This is a genomic window from Ruegeria sp. N7, from assembly GCF_056531345.1.
The window spans coordinates 152,185-174,542 of sequence record NZ_JBQFLR010000001.1; the positions used below are offsets into that span (position 1 = coordinate 152,185).

The 22,358-nt window shown below is 56.5% G+C and carries 23 protein-coding genes; 13 read left to right on the forward strand and 10 right to left on the reverse strand.

What is annotated here, in order from left to right; all coding sequences use genetic code 11:
• Nucleotides 1–69 precede the first annotated feature (69 nt).
• Nucleotides 70–1,629, reverse strand: coding sequence for a glutamine-hydrolyzing GMP synthase (gene guaA, locus ACR0ES_RS00710; RefSeq protein ID WP_480869213.1), 1,560 nt, complete (start codon nt 1,627–1,629; stop codon nt 70–72).
• Nucleotides 1,630–1,935: 306 nt separating this feature from the next.
• Between guaA and ACR0ES_RS00715 the strand changes: the two genes are divergently transcribed.
• The gene (locus ACR0ES_RS00715) at nt 1,936–3,480 is read left to right on the forward strand and encodes a trimethylamine methyltransferase family protein (protein ID WP_267366259.1); all 1,545 of its coding nucleotides are present in this window, start codon (nt 1,936–1,938) and stop codon (nt 3,478–3,480) included.
• Here the strand turns inward: ACR0ES_RS00715 and ACR0ES_RS00720 are convergent, their stop codons facing one another.
• Nucleotides 3,481–3,780, reverse strand: coding sequence for a DUF6477 family protein (locus tag ACR0ES_RS00720; RefSeq protein WP_480481181.1), 300 nt, complete (start codon nt 3,778–3,780; stop codon nt 3,481–3,483).
• A gap of 241 nt (nt 3,781–4,021) precedes the next feature.
• Between ACR0ES_RS00720 and ACR0ES_RS00725 the strand changes: the two genes are divergently transcribed.
• Complete coding sequence (locus tag ACR0ES_RS00725; RefSeq protein ID WP_480565001.1) at nt 4,022–5,104, forward strand: DUF6456 domain-containing protein; 1,083 nt, start codon at nt 4,022–4,024, stop codon at nt 5,102–5,104.
• 72 nt (nt 5,105–5,176) lie between these two features.
• On the opposite strand, the gene ACR0ES_RS00730 is transcribed toward ACR0ES_RS00725, so the two are convergent.
• Nucleotides 5,177–5,725, reverse strand: coding sequence for a redoxin family protein (locus ACR0ES_RS00730; RefSeq protein WP_480481177.1), 549 nt, complete (start codon nt 5,723–5,725; stop codon nt 5,177–5,179).
• Nucleotides 5,726–5,986: 261 nt separating this feature from the next.
• Between ACR0ES_RS00730 and lipA the strand changes: the two genes are divergently transcribed.
• Nucleotides 5,987–6,937, forward strand: coding sequence for a lipoyl synthase (lipA, locus tag ACR0ES_RS00735; RefSeq protein ID WP_480485811.1), 951 nt, complete (start codon nt 5,987–5,989; stop codon nt 6,935–6,937).
• Nucleotides 6,934–8,085 (forward strand): amidohydrolase, encoded by a 1,152-nt coding sequence (locus ACR0ES_RS00740; protein ID WP_480485809.1) that lies wholly within the window; start codon nt 6,934–6,936, stop codon nt 8,083–8,085. Before lipA ends, ACR0ES_RS00740 begins: the two co-directional genes overlap by 4 nt.
• Nucleotides 8,086–8,096: 11 nt before the next feature.
• Here ACR0ES_RS00740 and ACR0ES_RS00745 read toward each other — a convergent pair whose 3' ends face one another.
• Both ACR0ES_RS00745 and hpt read right to left on the reverse strand, forming a co-directional pair.
• Nucleotides 8,097–8,453, reverse strand: coding sequence for a hypothetical protein (locus ACR0ES_RS00745; protein WP_480485807.1), 357 nt, complete (start codon nt 8,451–8,453; stop codon nt 8,097–8,099).
• A gap of 119 nt (nt 8,454–8,572) precedes the next feature.
• Entirely contained in the window at nt 8,573–9,115 is a 543-nt protein-coding gene (hpt, locus tag ACR0ES_RS00750) for a hypoxanthine phosphoribosyltransferase (RefSeq protein WP_267365856.1), read from the reverse strand.
• 72 nt (nt 9,116–9,187) lie between these two features.
• Here hpt and ACR0ES_RS00755 point away from each other — a divergent pair, with 72 nt between their 5' ends.
• Together ACR0ES_RS00755 and ACR0ES_RS00760 are read left to right on the forward strand one after the other, a co-directional pair.
• Complete coding sequence (locus tag ACR0ES_RS00755; protein WP_480869653.1) at nt 9,188–9,634, forward strand: type II toxin-antitoxin system RatA family toxin; 447 nt, start codon at nt 9,188–9,190, stop codon at nt 9,632–9,634.
• Between the two features lie 37 nt (nt 9,635–9,671).
• The gene (locus ACR0ES_RS00760; RefSeq protein WP_480869215.1) at nt 9,672–10,964 is read left to right on the forward strand and encodes an MmgE/PrpD family protein; all 1,293 of its coding nucleotides are present in this window, start codon (nt 9,672–9,674) and stop codon (nt 10,962–10,964) included.
• Here the strand turns inward: ACR0ES_RS00760 and pyrC are convergent.
• Nucleotides 10,961–11,998: a dihydroorotase gene (gene pyrC / locus ACR0ES_RS00765; protein WP_480564983.1), complete on the reverse strand. Its 1,038-nt coding sequence runs from the start codon at nt 11,996–11,998 to the stop codon at nt 10,961–10,963. The genes ACR0ES_RS00760 and pyrC overlap by 4 nt on opposite strands.
• A gap of 163 nt (nt 11,999–12,161) precedes the next feature.
• On the opposite strand from pyrC, the gene ACR0ES_RS00770 reads away from it, so the two are divergent.
• Together ACR0ES_RS00770 and ACR0ES_RS00775 are read left to right on the forward strand one after the other, a co-directional pair.
• Entirely contained in the window at nt 12,162–13,070 is a 909-nt protein-coding gene (locus ACR0ES_RS00770) for an AAA family ATPase (protein ID WP_480869217.1), read from the forward strand.
• A 58-nt stretch (nt 13,071–13,128) separates the two neighbouring features.
• On the forward strand, nt 13,129–14,388 hold the full coding sequence (locus ACR0ES_RS00775; protein WP_480564977.1) for a vWA domain-containing protein: 1,260 nt from the start codon (nt 13,129–13,131) through the stop codon (nt 14,386–14,388).
• A gap of 4 nt (nt 14,389–14,392) precedes the next feature.
• Here ACR0ES_RS00775 and ACR0ES_RS00780 read toward each other — a convergent pair whose 3' ends face one another.
• A complete protein-coding gene (locus ACR0ES_RS00780; protein ID WP_480485800.1) occupies nt 14,393–14,899 on the reverse strand; it encodes a hypothetical protein in 507 nt (168 codons plus the stop codon).
• A gap of 224 nt (nt 14,900–15,123) precedes the next feature.
• Between ACR0ES_RS00780 and ACR0ES_RS00785 the strand changes: the two genes are divergently transcribed.
• Together ACR0ES_RS00785 and ACR0ES_RS00790 are read left to right on the forward strand one after the other, a co-directional pair.
• On the forward strand, nt 15,124–16,092 hold the full coding sequence (locus ACR0ES_RS00785) for an XdhC family protein (protein ID WP_480772634.1): 969 nt from the start codon (nt 15,124–15,126) through the stop codon (nt 16,090–16,092).
• A complete protein-coding gene (locus ACR0ES_RS00790; RefSeq protein WP_480869219.1) occupies nt 16,089–17,090 on the forward strand; it encodes a molybdopterin-binding protein in 1,002 nt (333 codons plus the stop codon). Before ACR0ES_RS00785 ends, ACR0ES_RS00790 begins: the two co-directional genes overlap by 4 nt.
• Nucleotides 17,091–17,133: 43 nt before the next feature.
• Here ACR0ES_RS00790 and ACR0ES_RS00795 read toward each other — a convergent pair whose 3' ends face one another.
• Nucleotides 17,134–18,033, reverse strand: coding sequence for a MurR/RpiR family transcriptional regulator (locus tag ACR0ES_RS00795; RefSeq protein ID WP_480505367.1), 900 nt, complete (start codon nt 18,031–18,033; stop codon nt 17,134–17,136).
• Nucleotides 18,034–18,119: 86 nt separating this feature from the next.
• Here ACR0ES_RS00795 and ACR0ES_RS00800 point away from each other — a divergent pair, with 86 nt between their 5' ends.
• The 3 genes from ACR0ES_RS00800 to ACR0ES_RS00810 all read left to right on the forward strand — a co-directional run bounded on the left by ACR0ES_RS00800 (nt 18,120) and on the right by ACR0ES_RS00810 (nt 20,672).
• A complete protein-coding gene (locus ACR0ES_RS00800) occupies nt 18,120–18,893 on the forward strand; it encodes a beta-keto acid cleavage family enzyme (RefSeq protein WP_480564971.1) in 774 nt (257 codons plus the stop codon).
• Nucleotides 18,890–20,206: an aspartate aminotransferase family protein gene (locus ACR0ES_RS00805; protein ID WP_480869221.1), complete on the forward strand. Its 1,317-nt coding sequence runs from the start codon at nt 18,890–18,892 to the stop codon at nt 20,204–20,206. Before ACR0ES_RS00800 ends, ACR0ES_RS00805 begins: the two co-directional genes overlap by 4 nt.
• Nucleotides 20,207–20,282: 76 nt before the next feature.
• Entirely contained in the window at nt 20,283–20,672 is a 390-nt protein-coding gene (locus ACR0ES_RS00810) for a hypothetical protein (RefSeq protein WP_480869222.1), read from the forward strand.
• Between the two features lie 57 nt (nt 20,673–20,729).
• Here the strand turns inward: ACR0ES_RS00810 and infC are convergent, their stop codons facing one another.
• Together infC and ACR0ES_RS00820 are read right to left on the reverse strand one after the other, a co-directional pair.
• Nucleotides 20,730–21,320 carry a translation initiation factor IF-3 gene (gene infC, locus ACR0ES_RS00815; protein WP_480492811.1) on the reverse strand — a complete coding sequence of 197 codons (591 nt, stop codon included), beginning with the start codon at nt 21,318–21,320 and terminating at the stop codon, nt 20,730–20,732.
• 116 nt (nt 21,321–21,436) lie between these two features.
• Nucleotides 21,437–22,270 carry a ferredoxin--NADP reductase gene (locus ACR0ES_RS00820; protein WP_480869224.1) on the reverse strand — a complete coding sequence of 278 codons (834 nt, stop codon included), beginning with the start codon at nt 22,268–22,270 and terminating at the stop codon, nt 21,437–21,439.
• Between the last annotated feature and the right edge of the window lie 88 nt (nt 22,271–22,358).

A 22,358-nucleotide genomic window follows, 5' to 3' on the forward strand; every position in this document is an offset into this window, starting at 1 on the left:
GAACAAAGGCTTGAACGAGAAGGACGTTTTGCAGCTCAATCAGTTAAGTTTTACGCAGACACCCACCGGTTATTCCCACTCGATGGTGCCGGGTGGTTTCGATGTGATGTCATAGGTGCACCGGTTGATGCCCTTAACCTCATTGATGATCCGCGTTGCCGTTTCGCCCAGGAACTCATGGCTGAACGGGTAGTAGTCTGCGGTCATGCCATCGACAGATGTGACGGCCCGCAGCGCACAGGCGTAGTCATAGGTGCGTCCATCACCCATGACGCCTACCGTGCGCACTGGCAAGATGGCGACAAAAGCCTGCCAGATGTCGTCATAGAGGCCGTGTTTACGGATCTGGTCGATATAGATCGCATCGGCTTCCCGCAAAATACCCAGTTTTTCACGTGTGATTTCACCGGGGCAGCGGATTGCCAGACCGGGGCCGGGGAAGGGGTGGCGTCCGATGAAGCTCTGCGGAAGGCCAAGTTCGTGGCCAAGTGCGCGCACCTCATCCTTGAACAGCTCTCGCAGGGGTTCGACCAGTTTCAGGCCCATCTTTTCCGGCAAGCCACCGACATTGTGGTGCGATTTGATGGTTACAGAAGGCCCGCCCGAGAATGACACCGATTCGATTACATCCGGATAAAGCGTTCCCTGGGCCAGGAACTCGGCCCCTTCAATGGTATCGGCGTGTTTCTGGAACACGTCGATGAACAGTTTGCCGATGATCTTGCGTTTGGTCTCCGGGTCGCTTTGCCCTTCAAGCTCGCCAAGGAACAGTTCGGATTCGTCCGCGTGGATCAGTTGGATATTGTAGTTGTCGCGGAACATGCCGACGACTTCTGTCGCCTCGTTCTTGCGCAACAGCCCGTGGTCAACGAAGACGCAGGTCAACTGGTCTCCAATCGCCTCGTGGATCAGGATCGCCGCGACCGAGCTGTCAACGCCGCCCGACAAACCGCAGATGACCTTCTTGTCACCAACCTGCTCGCGGATCTTGCGGATCATCTCCTCGCGATAGGCCCCCATGGTCCAGTCGCCCTTGAAACCGGCCAGCTTGACGAAGTTCTCGTACAGCTTCGCGCCCTTGGGCGTGTGGTGCACCTCGGGGTGGAACTGCACGGCATAGAAATGGCGCGCTGGATCGGCTGTGATCGCAAAGGGCGCGTTAGGCGATGTGCCAAAAACCTGAAATCCCGGCGCGATTTCACTGACGTGGTCACCGTGGCTCATCCAGACCTGTTCATCCCCGTCGTCAAACCAGCCCTTCAGAATTTCCAGTTCGTCTTTTGGCGTGACAAAAGCCCGACCGAACTCGGCGGTGCCATGGCCACTTTCGACCTTGCCGCCAAGCTGGTGCATCATCACTTGCTGGCCATAACAGATGCCCAGAATCGGCACGCCGTAGTCAAAAATCTCTTGCGGAGCACGGGGCGACCCTTCGCGCGTCACACTGTCCGGCCCGCCCGAGAAGATCACGGCGCGCGGGGCCACTTCCCGCACGAAATCCATCGTGACATTCTGGTAAGGGTGAATTTCGCAATAGACATTCAGTTCGCGCAGGCGGCGGGCAATAAGCTGCGTAACCTGGCTGCCGAAGTCGATGATCAGAAGGCGGTCGTGGGATGTCTGGGTCATGTCAGCGCCTTAGGGCAAGCCTGCACATTTCGCAAGAGCGAGGTCCGATTCCGGCGCGGGATTCGATGAAGATCGCCACACAGGCCTTCGGCACTCGTGTTTCCCGCCGTTCGTGATCCGAAGTAGACAGGTGCGGTAACAATTGGGCCGCACTTTCCAAAATCCGATTATCCCCAATGGCAGCCCGTTGGCGGGATTGCAGAACGGCAATGTCGCTTTTTCCCCCAACGTGCCGCAATCCCTATGCTTGCGTTCCGGCAAACCTGTATCAAACGCTCAATCTAACCAACAACACGGGATCTTCTCATGACCGAGGCAAACACCCGGCGCAGGGCGAGAGGTGGCGGTGGCGCTGCCCGCCGTGCCGAGCGGACTGCAGTTCGTATCGAGACCGCGAAATACATCGAACGCAACATTCCGAACTTCGAAATCCTCAATGAAGAGGCACTGGAGATCATCGAAAACAATGCGGAAACCGTGTTGGAAGAGATCGGTGTTAACTTTGTTGATAACCCTGCCGCTCTGGAACGCTGGCGCGACGCTGGCGCGGATATCGACGGTGAACGCGTGCGCATTCCGCGTGGCCTGGCTCGTGAGCTGATCAAAACTGCGCCCAGCGAGTTTACCCAACATGCCCGCAACCCCGAGAAATCGGTCGTAATCGGTGGTCGAAACATGGTTCTGGCCCCGGTTTACGGCCCTCCTTTCGTGCGCGATGCACAGGGCGGCCGTCGTTACGCGACGATGGACGACTTCAACAAGTTCGTGAAACTCGCCTATATGTCCAAGTGGTTGCACCATTCGGGCGGTACTGTGTGTGAGCCGACCGACATTCCGGTGAACAAACGCCATCTGGACATGTTGAAGGCGCACATGACCCTGTCGGACAAGCCTTTCATGGGTTCTGTGACCGATCCCAGCCGGGCTCAGGATTCGGTCGAAATGTGCGAAATCCTGTTCGGCAAGGAGTTCGTTCAGCAAAACACGGTGATGACGTCGCTGACCAACATCAACTCGCCGATGACATTCGACGATGTGATGATGGGCTCGCTGGAAGTCTATGCACGTAACAATCAGGCCTGCATCATCTCGCCCTTTATTGTGGGCGGCGCGATGGCGCCGGTCTCGGTGGCCGGTACTTTGACACAGGTTTTGGCCGAGGTTCTTGCCGGTGTGGCGTACAGCCAGATCGTCCGTCCCGGTGCACCCGCGATCTTTGGTGCATTCGTGACTTCGATCGACATGAATTCAGGTGCACCGACCTTCGGAACACCAGAAGCTGCGCATATCACCTATGGCGCGGGTCAACTGGCGCGGCGTCTGAACTTGCCCTATCGGTCCGCAGGATCGTTCTGTGGCTCGAAACTTCCGGATGCGCAGGCGGCTTATGAAACAGCGAACTCGCTGAATATGGGACTGTTGGCTGGCGTGAACTTCATGTTGCATGCCTGCGGCTGGCTGGAAGGCGGCCTGGTGGCCGACTTCGAGAAATTCGTTATGGATGCCGACCAGTTGGGTGTTTTGCATTCGCTGGCCAAAGGCGTGGCCTATGACGAAAACGCGCAGGCCATGGATGCGATCCGGGAAGTTGGCCCGGGCGGGCATTACCTAGGATGTGCCCACACGCAGGCGAACTTCAAGGAATCGTTCTGGAAGTCCGATCTGCTGGACTACAAGCCATATGAAACCTGGCAGGAAGAAGGCGCACGTGATACGCGGGCTCTGGCCTCTGCGCGGGTTGAACACCTGCTTGCTAATTACCAGCAACCGCATATGGAACCGGATACAGCCGCAGCGCTGGAAGCCTATATCGCCGAGAAAAAGGCCTCCATGCCGGATGCGTTCTCCTGATTACTGAAGGACCGGGGCGCGGCTGGCCTGATACAGCCGCGCCTCACCCAACAGCGCGATAAGAATGTCGAGATGCCGGACCAGAGAGTATGCGGCATCATCTTCTTTGCGCAGTTCATTTACCTCTTTTTCCATCTCCATCAGTCGCAGCAGGGCCTGACCTGAACCCGGCAATGATCCGTATCCCAGAATACGTTGCAGATGCCTGTCCCGGTTGTACTCTCTCGCTCCGAAATTTGCGGCTCTTGCCAACATGCGTGGGCGGTGAAGCGTTGAGATCATTGTCATCAGGTCCTGCATCTTATGTGTCCTGTGTCTGAAGGTTTACGGGACCATTAAATGCACAACCTAAGCGGGTGTTGCCTGCGTGACAGCCTCTCCGAACGATGGTTTCACGACTGTTTATCTTTTTGAATCAAATCTGGTTCGTGCCTTGTGAGGTTAACGAACGAGTAACGAATGGACCTCTAGTTAGATTTGGTTAACCCGCAATCCGAGGGCGAAAAGTGACATTTTGTTTTGTCGACGAGGGCAAATAATCATGGAAAACAACATGGCTTTCACCATTCCGGCATGGGTTCCAGAGGGGGCGCAAAGATACCTTGCTCATACCGAAACCGGACGCTCGATCCGCGATATCGCGAGATCGGCAGGCTGCCATGCGTCAACCATCCTCCGGCAAATCCGGCGTATCGAGATGCGCCGTGACGATCCATTGGTGGATGCTGCTTTGCAATCGCTGGCAGAAACACATTTTTCCATGTCCGATGACGCAGGCGACGCGGTCGTGATCGCGGATGAAGCTGCCCAGGAAGAAGCGTTCGAAAGAGAAGCATTGCGCATTTTGCGCCGCCTGAGTGAAACCGGTTCGGTTCTTGCCGTGGCTGAAGAAATGGACAAAGCGGTAGTCGTTCGCGACACCGGCAACGCCGGAGCGACCAGAACCGCGGTCGTCGATTGCGAGATCGCTCAGGCTCTGGCCTTAAAGGACTGGATTTCCTGCGATAACCCCGGTCGTATTTCACGGTATCGGATTTCTGCAGCTGGCCGAACGGCCCTGAGCCACCTGATTGCGAAAGCGGAAAACAAGGCGCGGGTGGGGACTGAATTTGGATTTGCCGAAGCCCAGTCGTTGTTTCAGTCTAAGACGTCGGCCGGGGCGGCTGACCGGATCAAGCGCATTCGCTATAGCGCCACGGAAAGTCCGTTGGTTGCCCTTGCACGCAGGCGTGACCGCGATGGCAAGCCATTTCTGGATGAATCGCTTGTCAGCGCCGGAGAGCGTTTGCGCGAAGATTTCGAGTTGGCGCAGATTGGCCCTCAGGTTTCACAGAACTGGGAGCGGTTTCTAACGGCTGGTGGCCGCGGCAGTTATGACAGTGAAAGCCACGGAGGAAAGGGGTCATCCGATGCGCGGGATCGCGTGGCGCGGGCCTTGTCTGATCTTGGCCCCGGACTAAGTGACGTTGCCCTGCGGTGCTGTTGCTATCTCGAAGGGTTGGAACTGGCGGAAAAACGCATGGGCTGGTCAGCACGATCCGGAAAGATTGTTCTGCGGATCGCGTTACAGCGGCTGAAGCGCCACTATCAGGATCAGGCTGAACGCGACCGCATGATAGGCTGAACGCGACCGCATGATAGGCTGAAGGCACAAAAAAGGCCCGTCAAAACGGGCCTTTATTCGTCTTGTTAATACTCAGGCCAGTTCGGGCTCTGCTGTTGCCTGAAGGTGTTTCATCAGGTTTTCGGGCGAAGACACGCCATAGGGATCTTCGGGGCAGTTATCCATCAGGCCAGGTTCTTCGAACCACGCTTCGACAACGCCGTCGTTTACGATGGCCGCATAGCGCCATGACCGCATGCCAAAGCCCAGATTATCCTTGTCAACCAGCATACCCATTTTGCGGGTGAACTCGCCCGATCCATCCGGAATGACCTTTACGTTGGTCAGGCCCTGATCTTGCGCCCATTTGTTCATCACAAAGCTGTCGTTGACAGACATGCAGTAGATTTCATCGACGCCCCGGGCAATGAAATCGCTATACCCGTTTTCAAAGCCGGGCAGTTGATATGTCGAGCAGGTGGGCGTGAACGCACCGGGCAACGAGAACAGGATCACGCGTTTTCCTGCAAAATAGTCAGCGGTGGACTTGTCTTCCCAACGGAATGGGTTTGGTCCTTCGATTGAGTCATCACGGACACGGGTGTGAAAGGTCACGTTGGGCAGAATTGCGCCGGATTTCATGGTCAAGCTCCTGTGATTCACTTGTGATTTTGTTGTGACTTAAAACAGTTCCAAACTACCTTCAATCGACGAAACGCCGCATTTTGAACTAATAATCTCTTCTCATTAGGCATTGAAAACATGCGGTAAAACGGGAATTTGCAATCGTGCTCTTGCTTATGCACGGCGGCGTTGCATAGCGGCTATGCGCCGCTGGTGTAACACTGCGCATCTGTCTATGTTATGAGCGACAGGATTGACCCAAAGTCAGGAAAATTGCCCGTGCGAGATCTGAAGGTCCCCGAACAGCGCCATCCGGAAAAAGCGCACCGCCCGGATAATGCGCAGCCCAAGAAACCGAACTGGATCAGGGTCAAGGCACCCGGCGGCAAAGGTTATGCAGATACGCGCCGGATCATGCGCGACAACAATCTGGTCACCGTCTGCGAAGAGGCAGGATGCCCCAATGTCGGCGAATGCTGGAGCCAGGGTCACGCCACCATGATGATCATGGGCGAGATTTGTACCCGTGGCTGCACATTCTGCAATATCGCTACCGGTCGCCCAGACGACCTTGACGCCTTTGAACCCGGCCGGGTGGCACATGCAGTCGAAAAACTTGGCCTGAACCATGTGGTTATCACCTCTGTCGACCGGGATGATCTGAGCGATGGAGGAGCCGAGCATTTTGCGCAGACCATCCGCGCGGTGCGGCACCGCTCTCCCAAAACCACGATCGAGATTCTGACACCCGATTTTCTGAAATGCGATGCGGATGTTCTGGAAATTGTGGTTCAGGCGAAGCCGGATGTCTTCAATCACAATCTGGAAACCGTACCGGGTTTGTACCCCGAGGTTCGCCCCGGTGCGCGGTACTTCCATTCCCTGCGTCTTTTGCAGCGGGTGAAAGAACTTGATCCGTCGATCTTTACCAAGTCTGGCATCATGGTTGGGCTTGGCGAAAACGAACAGCAGGTGCGCCAGGTCATGGATGATATGCGCGCGGCGGATATCGATTTTTTGACGATTGGCCAGTATCTGCAACCAACGCCGAAACACCACGGCGTTGATCGTTTCGTTACACCCGACGAGTTCGCGTCATACGAAAAGGCGGCATACGGCAAAGGCTTTCTGATGGTATCTGCGACACCTTTGACCCGGTCTTCTTATCACGCTGGTGACGATTTCACCCGACTGCGCGCGGCGCGTCTAGAAAAGCTACAAAAAGCGTGACACCGGATAAGATCGCGCGACTGACTCGTCTGCGCCACGAGCTGCATCAACACCCCGAACTTTCGGGACAAGAAAAGAAAACCGCGGCGCGGGTGGCTGAATTTCTGCGCGACGCTGGTGCTGACCATGTTATGACCGGAATAGGTCGGCACGGGATCGCTGCTGTTTTCGAAAGTGGCCAACCCGGTCCCACGCTGGGCATTCGCTGCGAAATGGATGGGCTGCCGATCCAGGAGTTGGCGAACCATTCCCATGTATCACAGGTCGCGGGCAAAGGGCATTTGTGCGGCCACGACGGGCATATGACAATGGTTCTGGGCGTGGCAGACGTGTTGAATCATCAACGCCCCAAGAAGGGCCGCGTCGTATTGATCTTCCAGCCAGCCGAAGAGACCGGCCATGGTGCAATCGCTTTCCGAGCTGATCCCCAATACGCCGAGGTTGCGCCCGACCTGGTGTTGTCTTTGCACAACTTACCGGGATTGGAGTTGGGGGCGGTCGAAATTTGCAGCGGTTCTGCCAATTGTGCCTCACGCGGGATGCAGATTGTTCTGACCGGAAAGACGTCACATGCTGCCGCTCCGCAAGATGGGGTGTCACCTGCCGGTGCGCTGGCACGCCTGATGCCGGCTTTGACCGTGTTAGGGGACGGCGGGGATCTGAATGACGGCTACGCGTTGACGACCGTCACACATGCCACGTTGGGTGAGCGCACGGTCGGAGTAGCACCGGGGCGGGCCGAGCTGTGGGTGACGCTTCGCACCGTCACGGACGCGAGAATGGCGCAACTGATCAGCGACGCTGAGTCGCTGGTCCGCGAAACGGCCAAAGCCGACGGGCTGGCGGTCGAAATCAGTTATGACGAAGTGTTTGAGGCTTGTGCCAATCACCCGGAAGCAGTTTCGATCCTGTCCAAAGCCTGCACGGAGCAGGGCGTTTCTTGCAGGTTGACCGATCAGCCACAGCGTTTTTCAGAAGATTTCGGCCAGTTTGGAAAAAGCGCGAAAACCGCCATGTTCTGGTTGGGGTCGGGGAGCGACCATCCCCAGTTGCACAACCCGGACTATGATTTCCCGGATGCGCTTATTCCGATTGGGACCGGGATATTTTTGAAGGCCATCGACGCTGTGTTAGGCCGCGACTGCTAGGACCGAGGCTTTCAGTTCATCAGATCGCCAACGATTCCAACAGCTTCTATTACAGTCTTCGTATCATCCGATATCGAGATTATTTCGTCGTCGACCCGAATATACCGTTGCCCTGGCTTCAGCGGTTTGAGCTTCCAGTTGTCGAGCTCGTCAATATAATCAAAACGCAGGTCGTTCGGCAATTTCTGACCTCGGGTGTATCGTTTGATTTGACCGGGCGGAACAGCTTTGCCGTTTGACTTAATGGATTTCTCTACTTTGGTTTTGTTGGCACCTTGCCCTTTGCCCTTGTTGTCTTTTGCATAAGACGCACCTGCAAGGGACACGATCGCCAAAAAGACGCCCGCTATCGCGAAAAACCGCTTCATTATCAATACTCCTGCTATTTCCTGAAAGGTAAAGCGACGAGGCGATGATTGTCCAATGATGTTCTAAAAATAGAATTTTAAACAGGTCTGAGCACGTGATCTGTAAATTGCCCGCTCAGCTATTCGTCTGTAAAGCGGACTTTGCCAATATAGGGCAGGTTGCGATTGCGTTGGGCGTAGTCAATTCCATATCCCACGACAAATTCGTCTGGAATCTCAAACCCGATCCAGTCTGATCGGAAATCCACTTCACGGCGGCTCGGCTTATCCAGCAGGGCAATGGATTTCAGGCGCGCGGGGTTACGGCTTTGCAGCAACTTGGTGACATGGTTCAACGTATGACCGGTGTCAACGATATCCTCGACAACCAGCACGTCGCGCCCTTCAATTGCGCCGCGCAAGTCTTTGAGAATACGAACTTCCCGGCTGCTCTCCATCGCGTCTCCGTAAGAAGAAGCTTCAAGGAAATCCACTTCGATCGGAAGGTCAAGTTCGCGCACAAGGTCGGCGATGAATACAAAGCTGCCGCGCAGCAGACCCACGACCACCAGCTTGTCGGTGTCTTTGAACTCTGCCGAAATGTCGCGACACAGCTCCTCGATTCGAGCAGCGATGGCCTTTGCCGAGATCATCTCATCTATCACATATGCGCGGTCAGTCATCGCAGCCCCCTTGATCTTTGGCGCGCAACATACGACATGACGCGCCATTGTCACCTGCAAATACCGGACGTCATGCCTATCCATTCGGAAACCCGCCACCTGCCTTATACTGCCCAGCAGATGTACGACTTGGTTGCCGACGTGGCCAAGTACCCGCAATTTCTGCCGTGGTGCGCTGCTGCCCGCATTCGCAATACCTATGCGCTGGAAGAGGCTGAGGTGATGGAGGCCGATCTGGTCATCTCGTTCAAGGTTTTCCGGGAACGTTTTGGCAGCAAAGTAACCCTGTTTGCGGATCAAAAGAAAATCGACACCGAATACCTGGACGGCCCCTTCAAATACATGAAATCCGACTGGCAGTTCGAGGACGCGCCTGATGGGGGTTGCAACGTCTCGTTCCATGTGGACTTCGAATTCAAGAATGCCATCCTGCAAGGGATTATCGGCGTGGTATTCAACGAAGCCATGCATCGGATCGTGCGCGCGTTTGAGGCGCGCGCGCAACAACTCTACAGCTAGGTCTTTACCCTTGTCAGGCGCACGCTAGACTACGCGCATGACGGAATTTACTGCATCATTGGCCGCTTTTGCGGCAGGCCCGGTTTCGACGTCGTCTCAGGCAAGAATCGTCACGTCGCTTTCTGTTCTTGACTGGGTCGCTGTGGGCCGGGCAGGCGCGCGCGAACCTGTCTCAATCACGGTTCGTGACATGATACTGTCCGAGGGCGGGAACCCTCAGGCGCATCTCTTTGGCGGCGGCTCGGCGCCGCTGCGTGGTGCTGCGTTGGTCAATGGCACGGTGTCTCACGCGCTGGATTACGATGACACGCATTTCGCCCATATCGGACATCCTTCCGTCGCCATTTTGCCCGCAGCCCTTGCGGTGGCCGAATGGGATGATCGTATTCTTGTCGATATGCTCGAAGCCGCTTTGGTGGGTATGGAAACCTCAATCCGAGTTGGCTTGTGGCTGGGGCGCGGCCACTATCAGGCAGGATTTCACCAGACGGCAACATCCGGTGCCTTTGGGGCGGCTGTCGCTGTCGGTCGTTTGCTGGGTTTTGACGCAAACCAGATGCGAATGGTTCTGGGTCTGACGGCAACGCGTGCGGCAGGGCTGAAGGCGCAGTTCGGAACCATGGGCAAGCCGTATAACGCCGGACTTGCCGCCTCGGCAGGGGTCGAGACAGCATTGCTGGTGCAGCGCGGTTTTCAGGCCAACGCCGACGCGCTGGAAGGTCCTTTTGGGTTTGGCGCAACGCATCAAGGCGCGGCAGACCAAACTGCTCTGGATGGGGTGGGTGATGAATGGCTGTTTGAAACGGTCAGCCACAAGTTTCACGCCTGTTGCCACGGTCTTCACGCCGCGCTGGAAGCCGCGCGGGAGTTGGACATAGCAGAACCCGAGGTCGCCGAGATCCAGATAAAAACGCATCCGCGCTGGATGAGTGTGTGCAATCAGCTGTCACCGACAACCGGACTGGGAGCCAAGTTTTCCTATCGGACAGTGATCGCGATGCAGGCACTGGGATATGATACGGCTTTGCCTGGCAGTTTCACTGACAAGGTCTGCCTTGACCCGCGTATTACGTCTTTGCGCGACTGCATCACGGTCGAGGCAGATGACAGCCTGTCAGAAACGCAGGCGCATCTGTCCCTGTTGCGTCGCGATGGCATTCGCCGCGAAGCAACGCATGATCTGCTGAACCCAATGTCGCTGTCTGACCGCGAGGATCGCGTGCGCGACAAAGCGACCAAGCTGATCGGCGCGGATGAGGCGGACACGATCTGGTCGATGCTGCGCACCGGGGGGCGTGCCCGCGATCTGGCCGAACGAATGGCGGGTTAAGCCACGCACCAGTGCAACGGAAAACCCGGGTCAAACACAGTGACCGGTCCATCGCCTGTGTCAATCCTTGAGGGATACGAAACGGGCTCACCCTTGGTCAGGGTGATCATATCCTGGTTCACCGGCAAGCGATAGAAACCTGGCCCGTTGAGCGACACAAAGCCTTCCAGCTTGTCCAATGCATCTTCCCGGTCAAACATTTCGGCGACCAAAGACATGGTGTTGGTCGCTGTGAAACAACCGGCACAGCCGCAAGCCATTTCCTTGTTGGCATCCGTGTGCGGGGCGCTGTCCGTGCCCAGAAAAAACCGCGCATCGCCCGATGTCGCGGCGGATAGCAGGGCCAGACGGTGTTCTTCGCGCTTGGCAACAGGAAGGCAATAGTAATGCGGTTTGATGCCACCAACCAGGATATGGTTGCGGTTGATAATCAGGTGATGCGCCGTGATCGTTGCACCCAGATCAACCGCGTTGGCTTTGACATAATCCACACCATTTGACGTGGTGATATGTTCCATCACCACACGCAGGCCTGGTGTCGATCTGCGGATTGGATCAAGAACACGGTCGATGAACACGGCTTCGCGGTCAAATATGTCGATCTCGGGATCCGTCACCTCGCCATGTACGCACATGGGCAAGCCGATTTCGGCCATCTTCTCAAGCACCGGGCGCACTTTGTCGAAATCGCGCACACCCGAGGCAGAGTTGGTCGTTGCCCCGGCAGGGTACAGCTTGACGGCTTTGATCAGACCGCTGGCATGGGCTGCAGCGACATCTTCGGCATCTGTATCCTCGGTCAGATACAGGGTCATCAGCGGCTCGAACGTCATACCGTCGGGCAGGGCCGCCAGAATGCGGTCTCGATAGGCAGCGGCCTGGTCGCCGCGCACAACCGGCGGCACCAGGTTCGGCATAATGATCGCACGGGCGAAATGGCGCGCGGTTTCGGGCAGGACGGCCTGTAGCATCGCGCCATCGCGCAGATGCAGATGCCAGTCGTCGGGGCGGCGGAGCGTAAGGGTGTCGGTCATGGCCTTCCGCTAGCATAGCTGTTGCGAAAGACCAACTGCGTCCGCGCAAGGCACAAAAAAAATCTTGTCAACCGACCTGAACGTCGTAGCTCTGTCCAAGGTTGAGGCCTTGACGCCCAGACACTTGCATGACCTGTTTATCCCTAAAGCAGAGAGGGGTTCCATGACACAGCCAGATTCCATCGATGCCGTGCAGCAGATGCTGGGTCGTCAGGGCTATGTCTGCGGTCGCGCCCTTGCGACGGTTGTGTTCCTGTCGCTGAAGCTTGGACGCCCGTTATTTCTGGAAGGCGAAGCAGGGGTTGGAAAGACCGAGATCGCCAAGGCTCTGGCATCCGGGTTGAACCGGCGCCTGATCCGGTTGCAGTGCTACGAAGGGCTGGATGCGTCGTCAGCTGTTTACGAATGGAATTTTCCGGCGCAGATGGTCGCGATCCGAACGGCTGAGGCCGCGGGTGGGGCCGACCGGGGCGCGTTGCAGACTGAACTGTTCTCGGACGAATACCTGATCGAACGCCCCTTGTTGCAGGCAATGCGCCCGGACGAAAATGGAGCGCCGGTTCTTCTGATCGACGAACTGGACCGGACCGATGAACCGTTCGAAGCCTTTCTACTGGAAGCTCTGAGTGATTTTCAGGTCACGATTCCTGAACTGGGCACTGTTGTAGCACCCGAACCACCGATTGTAATTGTCACGTCGAACCGGACCCGCGAAGTGCACGATGCCCTCAAGCGTCGCTGCCTGTATCACTGGGTTGATTATCCTGATTTCGAACGTGAGATCGAAATTCTGCATGCGCGCGCGCCTGAAGCTGCGGAAGGGCTTAGTCGCGAGGTTGTAGCCTTCGTTCAACGTTTGCGCACCGAGGATTTGTTCAAGAAACCCGGTGTGGCCGAGACCATCGACTGGGCGAAATGCCTGTTGGCGCTGGATGTGTTGAACCTCAGCCCCGAGGTGATCGGCGACACGCTGGGTGCGATCCTGAAATATCAGGACGACATTCAAAAACTTCAGGGGTCCGAGGCCAAACGCATCCTCGACGAGGCCAAGGCCACGCTCGAACCGGTCTGATGTTTCATCTTTTTCCAAATACTCCGGGGGTATGGGGGCAGAGCCCCCATAACGTCTGATGGCCGAACAACTTTCGCTGGATATCCCGGACAACCCAAAGCTGGCGCACAACATCACCCATTTTGCCCGCGCACTCAGAAAGGCTGGGCTGCCAATCGGACCCGGTCGTGTGATCGACGCAATTCGTGCCGTGCAGGCGGCAGGTTTTTCCGAGAAACAGGATTTCTATTGGACCTTACACGCCTGTTTCGTGAACCGCCCGGAACACCGCGTGGTTTTCGCGCAAGTCTTCCGAATGTACTGGCGAGATCCGCGTTACATGGAACACATGATGGCTATGATGCTTCCTGCAATTCGCGGCGTTCAGGAAGAACGCAATGCCGATGCCGCTGAAAAGCGCGCAGCTGAGGCGCTGCTGGACGGGGTTGAGCGTGATTTGCCGGACGCTGCAGGACAAGAGGAAGACGAAACCGAGATCGAAATCGACGCAACCCAGACCGCATCGTCCGAGGAGCGGCTGCGCAATCTGGACTTCGAGCAGATGAGCACGGTCGAAATAGCGCAGGCCAAGCGCGTATTGGCGCGGATGACACTGCCAGTAAAGCCAATTGAATCACGCCGCGGGCAGACCAGCCATCTGGGGCACCGCATCGACCGTGCCCGCACCTTGCGCGCGGCCATGCGGCAAGGAGGTGAGTTGCGCGATATTGCCAGGCTACAGCCCAAACCGCGCTGGCCAAATCTTGTCGCACTTTGCGATATTTCCGGCTCGATGAGCCAGTACAGTCGGATCATCCTGCATTTCCTGCACACGGTATCGAACACCAAGGGAGCGGGTTGGGCGAAGGTCCATGCCTTCACATTCGGCACACGCCTGACCAACATAACGCGCCACCTGCACCAACGGGATGTAGACGCGGCACTTGCCGCCGCAGGGGCCGAGGCGCAGGATTGGGAAGGCGGCACTCGCATCGGAGAGTGTCTGCATCAATTCAATCGGGACTGGTCACGCCGGGTGATGGGGCAAGGGGCGGTCGTTCTGCTGATCACCGACGGGCTCGAGCGGGGTGATCCCGAGCTCCTCAGGAAAGAGATCGAGCGTCTGCACCTTTCCTCAAAACGCCTGATCTGGCTGAATCCCTTGTTGCGTTGGGACGGGTTCGCACCCAGGGCGCAAGGCGTTGCCGCGATGCTGCCGCATGTTGACAGTTTTCGCGCAGGGCATTCGATTGCCTCACTCGAAGACTTGGCCGCAGCGATTTCAGAACCCGACGACCAGGGGCAGAAAGCGCGGCTGATGGCCGCGCTTTCTGATTAGCAGATTACGACAGCTGCTCTTCGTTGCACTTGCGGGCCATCTCCATGGCTTTGTAAGTGCCTGTCAGATCGACCGTGAAGGCATAGGATGTCTCGGGGAACACGATCATGACCTTTTTCTTTGCCAGATCATCCGCGAACTGAGGGCTGTCCGACAGGACATAACCACCGGAATAGCCTTTGGTGATGTTACCTTTCATGCCGGTCGCTTCACCCAGATAGATGTTGTCGCCCAGCAGGATGGCGACTTCTTGCGTCTCGCCACGTTTGATATCGGTTTCAGCCTTGGTGAACACGCCGACATATCCCACACCGCGATCTTCGGTCAGACCCATCTGAACGACGTTTTCCGCATCATCAACGGCCTCGATCAGGCAGGATTTCTTTTCATTGTCGATGAAGATTTTCCAGCCTTCAACCTCTCCATAGCGTTGGAATGTGTCAGCCCACGCTGCGGTTGAAGTCAAAAGACCAACTGCCGCGCCCAGTGCAAGAATACGTTTCAACTGCATGTCTCCGATCTATGAATTGTTTGGTATGCAAGCCAGACCCGATGCCGGTTGCCTGTACAGGCTAGAACTCGGGTCACAAACAATCAATGCTATGATTTGTTGAATATCTTTCAGGCCGTGGCGTTGCCTTATGGGGTTCAATATAGACCTTTTGGTAAGCTTGGTGCGCTTTTCATCCCGCAAATCCCGCTTATGTTGGTGTCATAGGTCATCCGGAGGTTCCGATGGAGCGATTCGACAACAGTCCTGAAACGGCGCTTGACTGGCACCGCAGCGGGCGCGGCGCGGCGCTCGCTACAGTTGTCGAAACCTGGGGCAGTGCGCCGCGGCGGGTGGGATCCCAATTGGTGATTGGCGGTGATGGTCGGATAGAAGGCTCTGTTTCTGGTGGATGTGTCGAAGGTGCTGTTATCGTCGAGGCGCTTGAAGCCATTGATGAAGGCGAAGCGCGTTTGCTTGAATTCGGGGTCAGTGACGACGATGCCTTCGCGGTTGGTTTGGCCTGTGGGGGGACCATACGCATTCTTGTCGAACCCATAGGAAAAGTCCTGCCAGAATCTATGTTGGCGGAACTGGTTGCCGCTCGGGCCGCTCGAACGCCCGTTGCCTACGAAGTCAACATCGAGACCGGGCGCAGGGCGCTGCGTCGCAACGCTTATGCCGACAGGCTGCGTATGGATCGGTCAGGGTTCGAAGAGGATGGCCAGACCTTTGTCGCAGTACATAACCCACCGCTGAGGTTGCTGGTTGTTGGGGCGGTTCACATCGCGCAGGCTCTGGTACCGATGGCGCGGATTGCGGGCTACGATCCAACCATCATCGACCCACGTGACGCCTTCGCGTCCAGTGCGCGTTTTCCCGGCGAAACGATCCTGACGGATTGGCCGGATGAAGCCGTTGCGAAGCTTGGACTGGACGCGCGGACCGCGATTGTCCTGCTGACACATGACCCAAAACTTGATGATCCGGCGCTACAAGCCGCATTGGACGCCGATGTGTTCTATATCGGCGCATTGGGGTCAACACGCACCCATGCCAAGCGCATTGAGCGTATGAAAGCGGCCGGTTTCACCGATGCGCAGATCTCTGGCATTCATGGGCCCATCGGCCTGGATATTGGGGCCGCCGGTCCCTCGGAAATCGCGGTTGCGATACTGGCGCAGATCACTGCAGTTCTTCGAGGGAAGGCATGAAATTTGGGCCTGTACCGGTCTCCCGGGCAGAAGGAGCTATTCTGGCGCATTCGGTTACAGCGGATGGGCGAAAGCTCCGCAAAGGGCTTGAATTGCGCGCGGAACATGTAGCGCAACTGGAAAAGGCTGGTTTAAGCGAGGTCATTGTTGCCCGGCTGGATACCGGTGATTGCCATGAAGATCAGGCGGCACTCAAACTGGCGTCTGCGCTGGCACCTGATCCAGCTTCAGCCAACTTGCGGGTAACCGAGGCTTTTACCGGGCGGGTAAATCTTTTGGCCGATGGGCCCGGGGTTGCCGTGCTTGATGTTCACGCACTTGAAATGTTCAATCAGGTCAATCCGATGATTACCGTTGCGACCGTTCCCCAGTACCAGCAAATGGGGGCGAACGGCATGGTGGCGACCATCAAGGTCATCTCATATGCCGTGCCAGAGGCTGATGTTCAGCGCGCCGCCGGGCTGGCAAAAGGAGCTGTGCGTTTGGCGCGGCCAGTTCATCGGACAGCCGGTCTTGTTGTCACGGAAATTCCCGGTGGGCCGCCGAACGAAAAGGGGATTGCCGCAATTCGGGGACGGGTCGAGGCAATGGGAATGGAGCTTTCGGAGGTGCAGATTGTTCCGCATCGAACGGATACTTTGACCAGCGCGATTTCTAAGGGGAAAGGTGATCTTCTGATGATATTGACGGGTTCGGCCACCTCGGACCCGAACGATGTCGCACCGTCGGCCGTTCGGCTGGCTGGCGGGACGATTGATCGCTTTGGTATGCCGGTTGATCCGGGAAACCTGCTGTTTCTGGGGGACCTGCAAGGCCGACCTGTGATCGGTTTGCCGGGATGCGCCCGCTCTCCGGCGTTGAATGGGGCGGATTGGGTGCTGTCGCGTGTCGCATGCGGGATTGAAACAACAGGCGCAGATATTGCCGGAATGGGGGTTGGCGGGTTGTTGAAGGAAATCCCGACCAGACCCCAGCCGCGAGCGAAACGAAACGACTGACCGCCGCCAAGGTCCGCTATATTGCGTATGTACTATTGATATTCTAGGGTTTTCTCATCCTTGGCAAAACGCCGGGCCGCCAATACGCGCCGGTGTCCTCCCGCGCTTTTTGAAACTGTTCGACCCTATCCCGTGCAGCTTCGCCCCCTGCATCAAAGAGATGACCGAGCAGGCATTCCAGAACCGCCATCGCGCCGGAAAAGCTTGAAAACGGATGTAATGTGCGGGTGCTGACGGGCAGAACCACATCCGGGTTGACGCCGGGGGCAATCACCTCGCTATCCGACAGCAGTACAATCTTTATGGCCCTGTCGCGGGCAAAGCGCATCGACTGGATCGTATCTGCGGAGTAGGGATGGACCGTGATGGCAAACAAACAATCCTCGGACGTGGCCTCGACCAGGTCATCGATGGCCGAGCCCATGTGCCGAGGTATCAGCTGTAATCCGGGATGGGCCATGCGCCCCGCGTAGTGAAAATAATAGGCCAGCGCATGACTGGACCTTGTGGCGGTCACATAACAGTGACGTGCAGACACCATGTATTCAACGGCACGCTTGGCCAAATTCGGCTCCATCAGACGCAGAGAGCGGGACACAACATTCATCTCATTGCGCGCGAATCTGGCCTGTGCGCCGTGGAAAGGGTCTTGTCCGGGTGATGTGGTTAGCCACCCATGACCTATCCTGTCTTCGCTGTCTGTTGTGAGGGCAAGGCGAAATGGGTGGCGGAAGGCGTCAAAACTGTCGAAACCCATACGCTGCGCCAGTCGAACAAGAACACTGGTGCTGATGCCGATCCGGTCAGCGGTCACCCGGACCGGGTTCAGGCCGAAATCACCGGGATGGTCGATGATATACTTCGCCGCGACTTGCATCTGCGCAGGCATCTCATCGATCTCGCGCCGAATTTGGCTGGTCAAGGCTGCAAGGGTGGGTGTCATGCAGAAAAGAAACATATGTTTTCTTTAGTGTAAATTGAAAACGTCATCCAGCGACTCTAACTGAGGGCAAAGACTTGGGTGGTGCTATGACATCAAAAACAACTGACAGCTTGGACAGGCCCTACATTCTGGTTGCGCCAAACGGCGCCCGGCGGAGCGCGTTGGATCATCCCGCCTTACCGCTCAGGATTGATCAGATCGTCACGTCAGCACGGGATTGTCATGCTGCGGGTGCGGACGGGTTGCATCTGCATATTCGAGATGCAGACGGACTGCATTCACTGGACGCCGGATTGTACCGGGAAACGCTTGCGGGATTGCAGCGCGAGGTTCCAGGAATGGAGCTACAGATCACGACCGAAGCAGCCGGGCAGTTCGACGTAGCATCGCAACTGGACTGTTTGCAAAAGGTGCAACCTGAATGGGCCTCAATCTCGGTGCGTGAAATCGCGCGCGACCTGAACCTTGCGCCCAGGGTCTATGCACAATGCGCGGATCAGGGCACGCGGGTTCAACATATACTGTATGATGCTGACGATGCACGACTACTGGACCATTGGCGCGCTCAGGGCATCGTACAGGCGGATCAGACAGACCGTTTGCTTGTTCTGGGGCGATACGGTGATGGCCAGCAATCTATGCCAGCCGATCTAGAGGCTTTTCCAAAAAGCCCGGCTCGTTGGATGGTGTGCGCCTTTGGTGCGCAAGAACATGCCTGTCTGGCCGAGGCTGCGCGACGCGGTGGTGACGTGCGGGTTGGGTTTGAAAACAGTCTGACCGGGCCGGATGGCAGACCGTGGGCAGATAACGCGGCTTCGGTCGCAGCATTAGTTGAATTGCTTGGAAGGGCAAAGAAATGAGTCATGTTTTCCCACGTCACACGAAATCGGACCTCCCCGTCGCGGTTGGCGGCGATGGCTGTTATCTGATTGATACAGAGGGCAAGCGATACCTGGATTGCGGTGATGCCGCAGTATCATGTCTGGGTCATTCGAATCAGGCTGTGATCCAAGCGGTACAGCAGCAGGTGGAACAGATCGCCTTTGCACATACCGGGTTCATGACATCGGAACCGGCCGAGGTTTTGGCCGAATTGTTGATCCGGCATGCACCGGGGGATCTGGACCGTGTGTATTTTGTTTCGGGCGGGTCCGAAGCGACCGAAGCGGCAATCAAACTGGCGCGCCAATATTTCCTTGAAATCGGACAACCTGAACGCCGTCACGTTATCGCGCGAAAGCAAAGCTATCACGGCAACACTTTGGGGGCTTTGTCCGCCGGGGGCAACGCATGGAGACGGGCACAATTCGCCCCGATGCTGATCGAGATGACCCATATCTCTGCATGCTACGAATATGCCGAAAAACCGGAAGACGAGAGCAGTTTTGACTACGGCCAGCGTGTGGCGAATGAATTGGAAACTGAAATTCTGCGGCTGGGTCTCGATACGGTCATGGCATTTATGGCCGAACCAGTGGTCGGGGCCACCCTTGGCGCAGTTCCTGCGGTTGAAGGATACTTCAAGCGTATTCGCGAGATTTGCGACCACTATGGTGTGATGTTGATTTTGGATGAGGTGATGTGCGGTATGGGCCGAACCGGTCACCTGTTTGCCTGCGATCATGACGGTATCGAACCAGATATTCTTTGTATTGCCAAGGGGTTGGGGGCTGGATATCAACCAATCGGGGCCATGCTGTGCACCGGCAAGATTTATGACGCGATCCGCGATGGATCAGGGTTTTTCCAGCATGGGCACACCTATGTCGGTCATCCGGTCGCCACAGCCGCCGCATTGGCGGTGGTCCGTGAGTTGACCGAACGGGATTTACCTGCGCGTGCCGGGGTCATGGGCAACAAGCTGCAATCCGCCCTTGAGGCAGCATTCGGACAGCACCCGAACGTGGGAGATATCCGTGGTCGTGGGTTGTTCCGAGGTATTGAACTGGTCGTTGACCGTGACACCAAGGAACCTTTTGATCCATCACGCGGCATCGCAGGTAAGGTGAAAAAGGCAGCACTGGCTGAAGGGTTGATTTGCTATCCCATGGCAGGCACGCGGGATGGCCGGAACGGCGATCATGTCCTGCTGGCACCACCTTTTATCATCGAAGAGGAACAGATAGGCGAACTCGTCAGCAAACTGGAACGCGCCATTTCCGCCGTGCTTTGACATTACCGTGAGCGCACTGTTCGCCCGCAGCTTATTTGTTAGTGTCGCGGGAGAAGTATCTGAAAAAGCGAAATCAATGGCGCTGGATATTTGGCGCAGTTTCCGCGCGCTTCCCCTTTGGGTGCAGATCTGGGTGGCCGTAATATTGGTGCCGGTTAATTTGGTTCCGCTTGCTTTCCTGGATCAGCCGCAGGGGATGCTCATCGCTGTTCTGGCGATTACCGGTATGGCGCTGAACATGCCCATCATGGCGGTTGCGCGCGGGATGAGCGGTGCGATGGCTTTGCCGCACATTCTGTGCTGGGTTCCACTGGTTGTCATCGTAACGCTTTTGTTGTTTTCCGATGCGACCCTGAGCATTGCCTTTATCAAGTTTCTTTGGGTGCTTCTGATCGTTGACACAATTTCCTTGCTTTTCGACTTCAGAGATGCGGTCAACTGGTTGCGAAGCAGACGCGCGACCTGAACAAAAAAGCCCCTTCGGCAGCGAAGGGGCTTTGATCGTTTCTGTCTTTTAAGCAGATTACTTATGCGGAAGCGGGCCGATCATCATGACCATCTGACGGCCTTCCATCTTCGGCATGTTTTCGATCTTGCCGACCTCTTTGATGTCTTCGGCCACACGTTCCAGCAATTCACGACCCAGGTTCTGGTGCGCCATTTCACGGCCGCGAAAGCGCAGGGTGACTTTGACCTTGTCGCCCTTTTCCAGAAACTTAAAGACGTTCTTCATTTTGACGTCATAGTCATGCGTATCGGTGTTCGGTCGGAACTTGACCTCTTTCACTTCGATGACTTTTTGTTTTTTGCGCGCTTCGTTTTCGCGTTTTTGCGTTTCGTACTTGTACTTGCCGAAATCCATGATCTTGCAGACCGGTGGGTTCGCATTGGGCGAGATTTCGACCAGATCAAGACCTGCATCTGCGGCCATCTGCATGGCTTTGGCGGGATGAACCACCCCGACGTTTTCACCTTCGGCGCCAATCAGGCGAATTTCGGGGGCACGGATCTTATCATTGACGCGCGGGCCGGTGTCTCTCTGTGGCGGCGCGTTGTGAGGTCTGCGAGCTATGGGTTCATTCCTTTGATGATTGCAGAATTTCGAGCCCGGAATTTAAACCGGGCAGAGCCGCACTTCAAGCGGCATAAATACAGGGTAATGCGAAAAAACTTGTTTTCTGCCGGTGTTTTTCGCGTTCAGGGTGGCAAAGCCCTGAACGCAGGGTTGCTTTAGCCGACAAAGGCTTTTTCGATCACGAACTCCTTGGGTTCCGAGTTGGCACCTTCACGCAATCCAAACCCTTCGAGGATTTCCTTGATATCCAGGTTGAAAGCCAACGAACCGCAAACCATTGCACGGTCGGCTTCGGGCTTGATGCCACCGTCAATACCCAAGTCGGAAAACACGGTGCCGTCCTGAAGCAAAGTGGTGATGCGACCCATCTTTGGGCTCTCTTCCCGTGTGGTGGTCGGGTAATAGCGGATCTTGTCGGCAAATCCTTCACCGATCAGTTCGGCCAACAGTTCGTCCTGACGGATGCTGTCGATCAGCTGACGGCCATATTCCAGCTCTGCCACTTCGCGGCAGGTGTGGGTGATGATGACCTCGTCATAGTCCTCATAGGTCTGCGGTTCACGCAGCAGCGAGGCAAAAGGCGCAAAGCCGGTGCCGGTCGCAAAAAACCACAGGCGCTTGCCGGGCAGCAGGGCGTCATGCACCAATGTGCCAACCGGTTTGGGACGCAGGATGATCTGGTCACCCGGTTTGATATGTTGCAATTTCGAGGTCAGCGGGCCGTTCTGAACCTTGATCGAATAAAACTCCAGCTCTTCATCCCACGAGGGCGAGGCGATGGAATAGGCGCGCAGCAACGGCTTGCCGTTGTCACCCAGCAGACCAATCATCACAAACTCGCCCGAACGGAAACGCAGCGAGGCCGGGCGAGACACCTTGAATGAAAACAGGCTGTCGGTCCAGTGTTTGACATCGGTTACAGTTTGCGCGTCCGGCAGGACGGGGACTTTTACGGCGGTTGCTTCGCTCACGGGCTTCATCTCTGTCATCGTTTACCTGCCGGTCTGCTAAACCGACATCTCCGTTTAATCTTTGATCCAAGTCAGGAAAAGGGGACAGATTGCCCCCTTTGCGTCA

Coding starts and splice junctions, on each gene's coding strand:
- guaA (WP_480869213.1), bottom strand. CDS start 1,629: ATGACCCAGACATCCCACGACCGCCTTCTGATCATCGACTTCGGCAGC.
- ACR0ES_RS00715 (WP_267366259.1), top strand. CDS start 1,936: ATGACCGAGGCAAACACCCGGCGCAGGGCGAGAGGTGGCGGTGGCGCT.
- ACR0ES_RS00720 (WP_480481181.1), bottom strand. CDS start 3,780: ATGCAGGACCTGATGACAATGATCTCAACGCTTCACCGCCCACGCATG.
- ACR0ES_RS00725 (WP_480565001.1), top strand. CDS start 4,022: ATGGAAAACAACATGGCTTTCACCATTCCGGCATGGGTTCCAGAGGGG.
- ACR0ES_RS00730 (WP_480481177.1), bottom strand. CDS start 5,725: ATGAAATCCGGCGCAATTCTGCCCAACGTGACCTTTCACACCCGTGTC.
- ACR0ES_RS00745 (WP_480485807.1), bottom strand. CDS start 8,453: ATGAAGCGGTTTTTCGCGATAGCGGGCGTCTTTTTGGCGATCGTGTCC.
- hpt (WP_267365856.1), bottom strand. CDS start 9,115: ATGACTGACCGCGCATATGTGATAGATGAGATGATCTCGGCAAAGGCC.
- ACR0ES_RS00755 (WP_480869653.1), top strand. CDS start 9,188: ATGCCTATCCATTCGGAAACCCGCCACCTGCCTTATACTGCCCAGCAG.
- ACR0ES_RS00760 (WP_480869215.1), top strand. CDS start 9,672: ATGACGGAATTTACTGCATCATTGGCCGCTTTTGCGGCAGGCCCGGTT.
- pyrC (WP_480564983.1), bottom strand. CDS start 11,998: ATGACCGACACCCTTACGCTCCGCCGCCCCGACGACTGGCATCTGCAT.
- ACR0ES_RS00770 (WP_480869217.1), top strand. CDS start 12,162: ATGACACAGCCAGATTCCATCGATGCCGTGCAGCAGATGCTGGGTCGT.
- ACR0ES_RS00775 (WP_480564977.1), top strand. CDS start 13,129: ATGGCCGAACAACTTTCGCTGGATATCCCGGACAACCCAAAGCTGGCG.
- ACR0ES_RS00780 (WP_480485800.1), bottom strand. CDS start 14,899: ATGCAGTTGAAACGTATTCTTGCACTGGGCGCGGCAGTTGGTCTTTTG.
- ACR0ES_RS00785 (WP_480772634.1), top strand. CDS start 15,124: ATGGAGCGATTCGACAACAGTCCTGAAACGGCGCTTGACTGGCACCGC.
- ACR0ES_RS00790 (WP_480869219.1), top strand. CDS start 16,089: ATGAAATTTGGGCCTGTACCGGTCTCCCGGGCAGAAGGAGCTATTCTG.
- ACR0ES_RS00795 (WP_480505367.1), bottom strand. CDS start 18,033: ATGACACCCACCCTTGCAGCCTTGACCAGCCAAATTCGGCGCGAGATC.
- ACR0ES_RS00800 (WP_480564971.1), top strand. CDS start 18,120: ATGACATCAAAAACAACTGACAGCTTGGACAGGCCCTACATTCTGGTT.
- ACR0ES_RS00805 (WP_480869221.1), top strand. CDS start 18,890: ATGAGTCATGTTTTCCCACGTCACACGAAATCGGACCTCCCCGTCGCG.
- ACR0ES_RS00810 (WP_480869222.1), top strand. CDS start 20,283: ATGGCGCTGGATATTTGGCGCAGTTTCCGCGCGCTTCCCCTTTGGGTG.
- ACR0ES_RS00820 (WP_480869224.1), bottom strand. CDS start 22,270: ATGACAGAGATGAAGCCCGTGAGCGAAGCAACCGCCGTAAAAGTCCCC.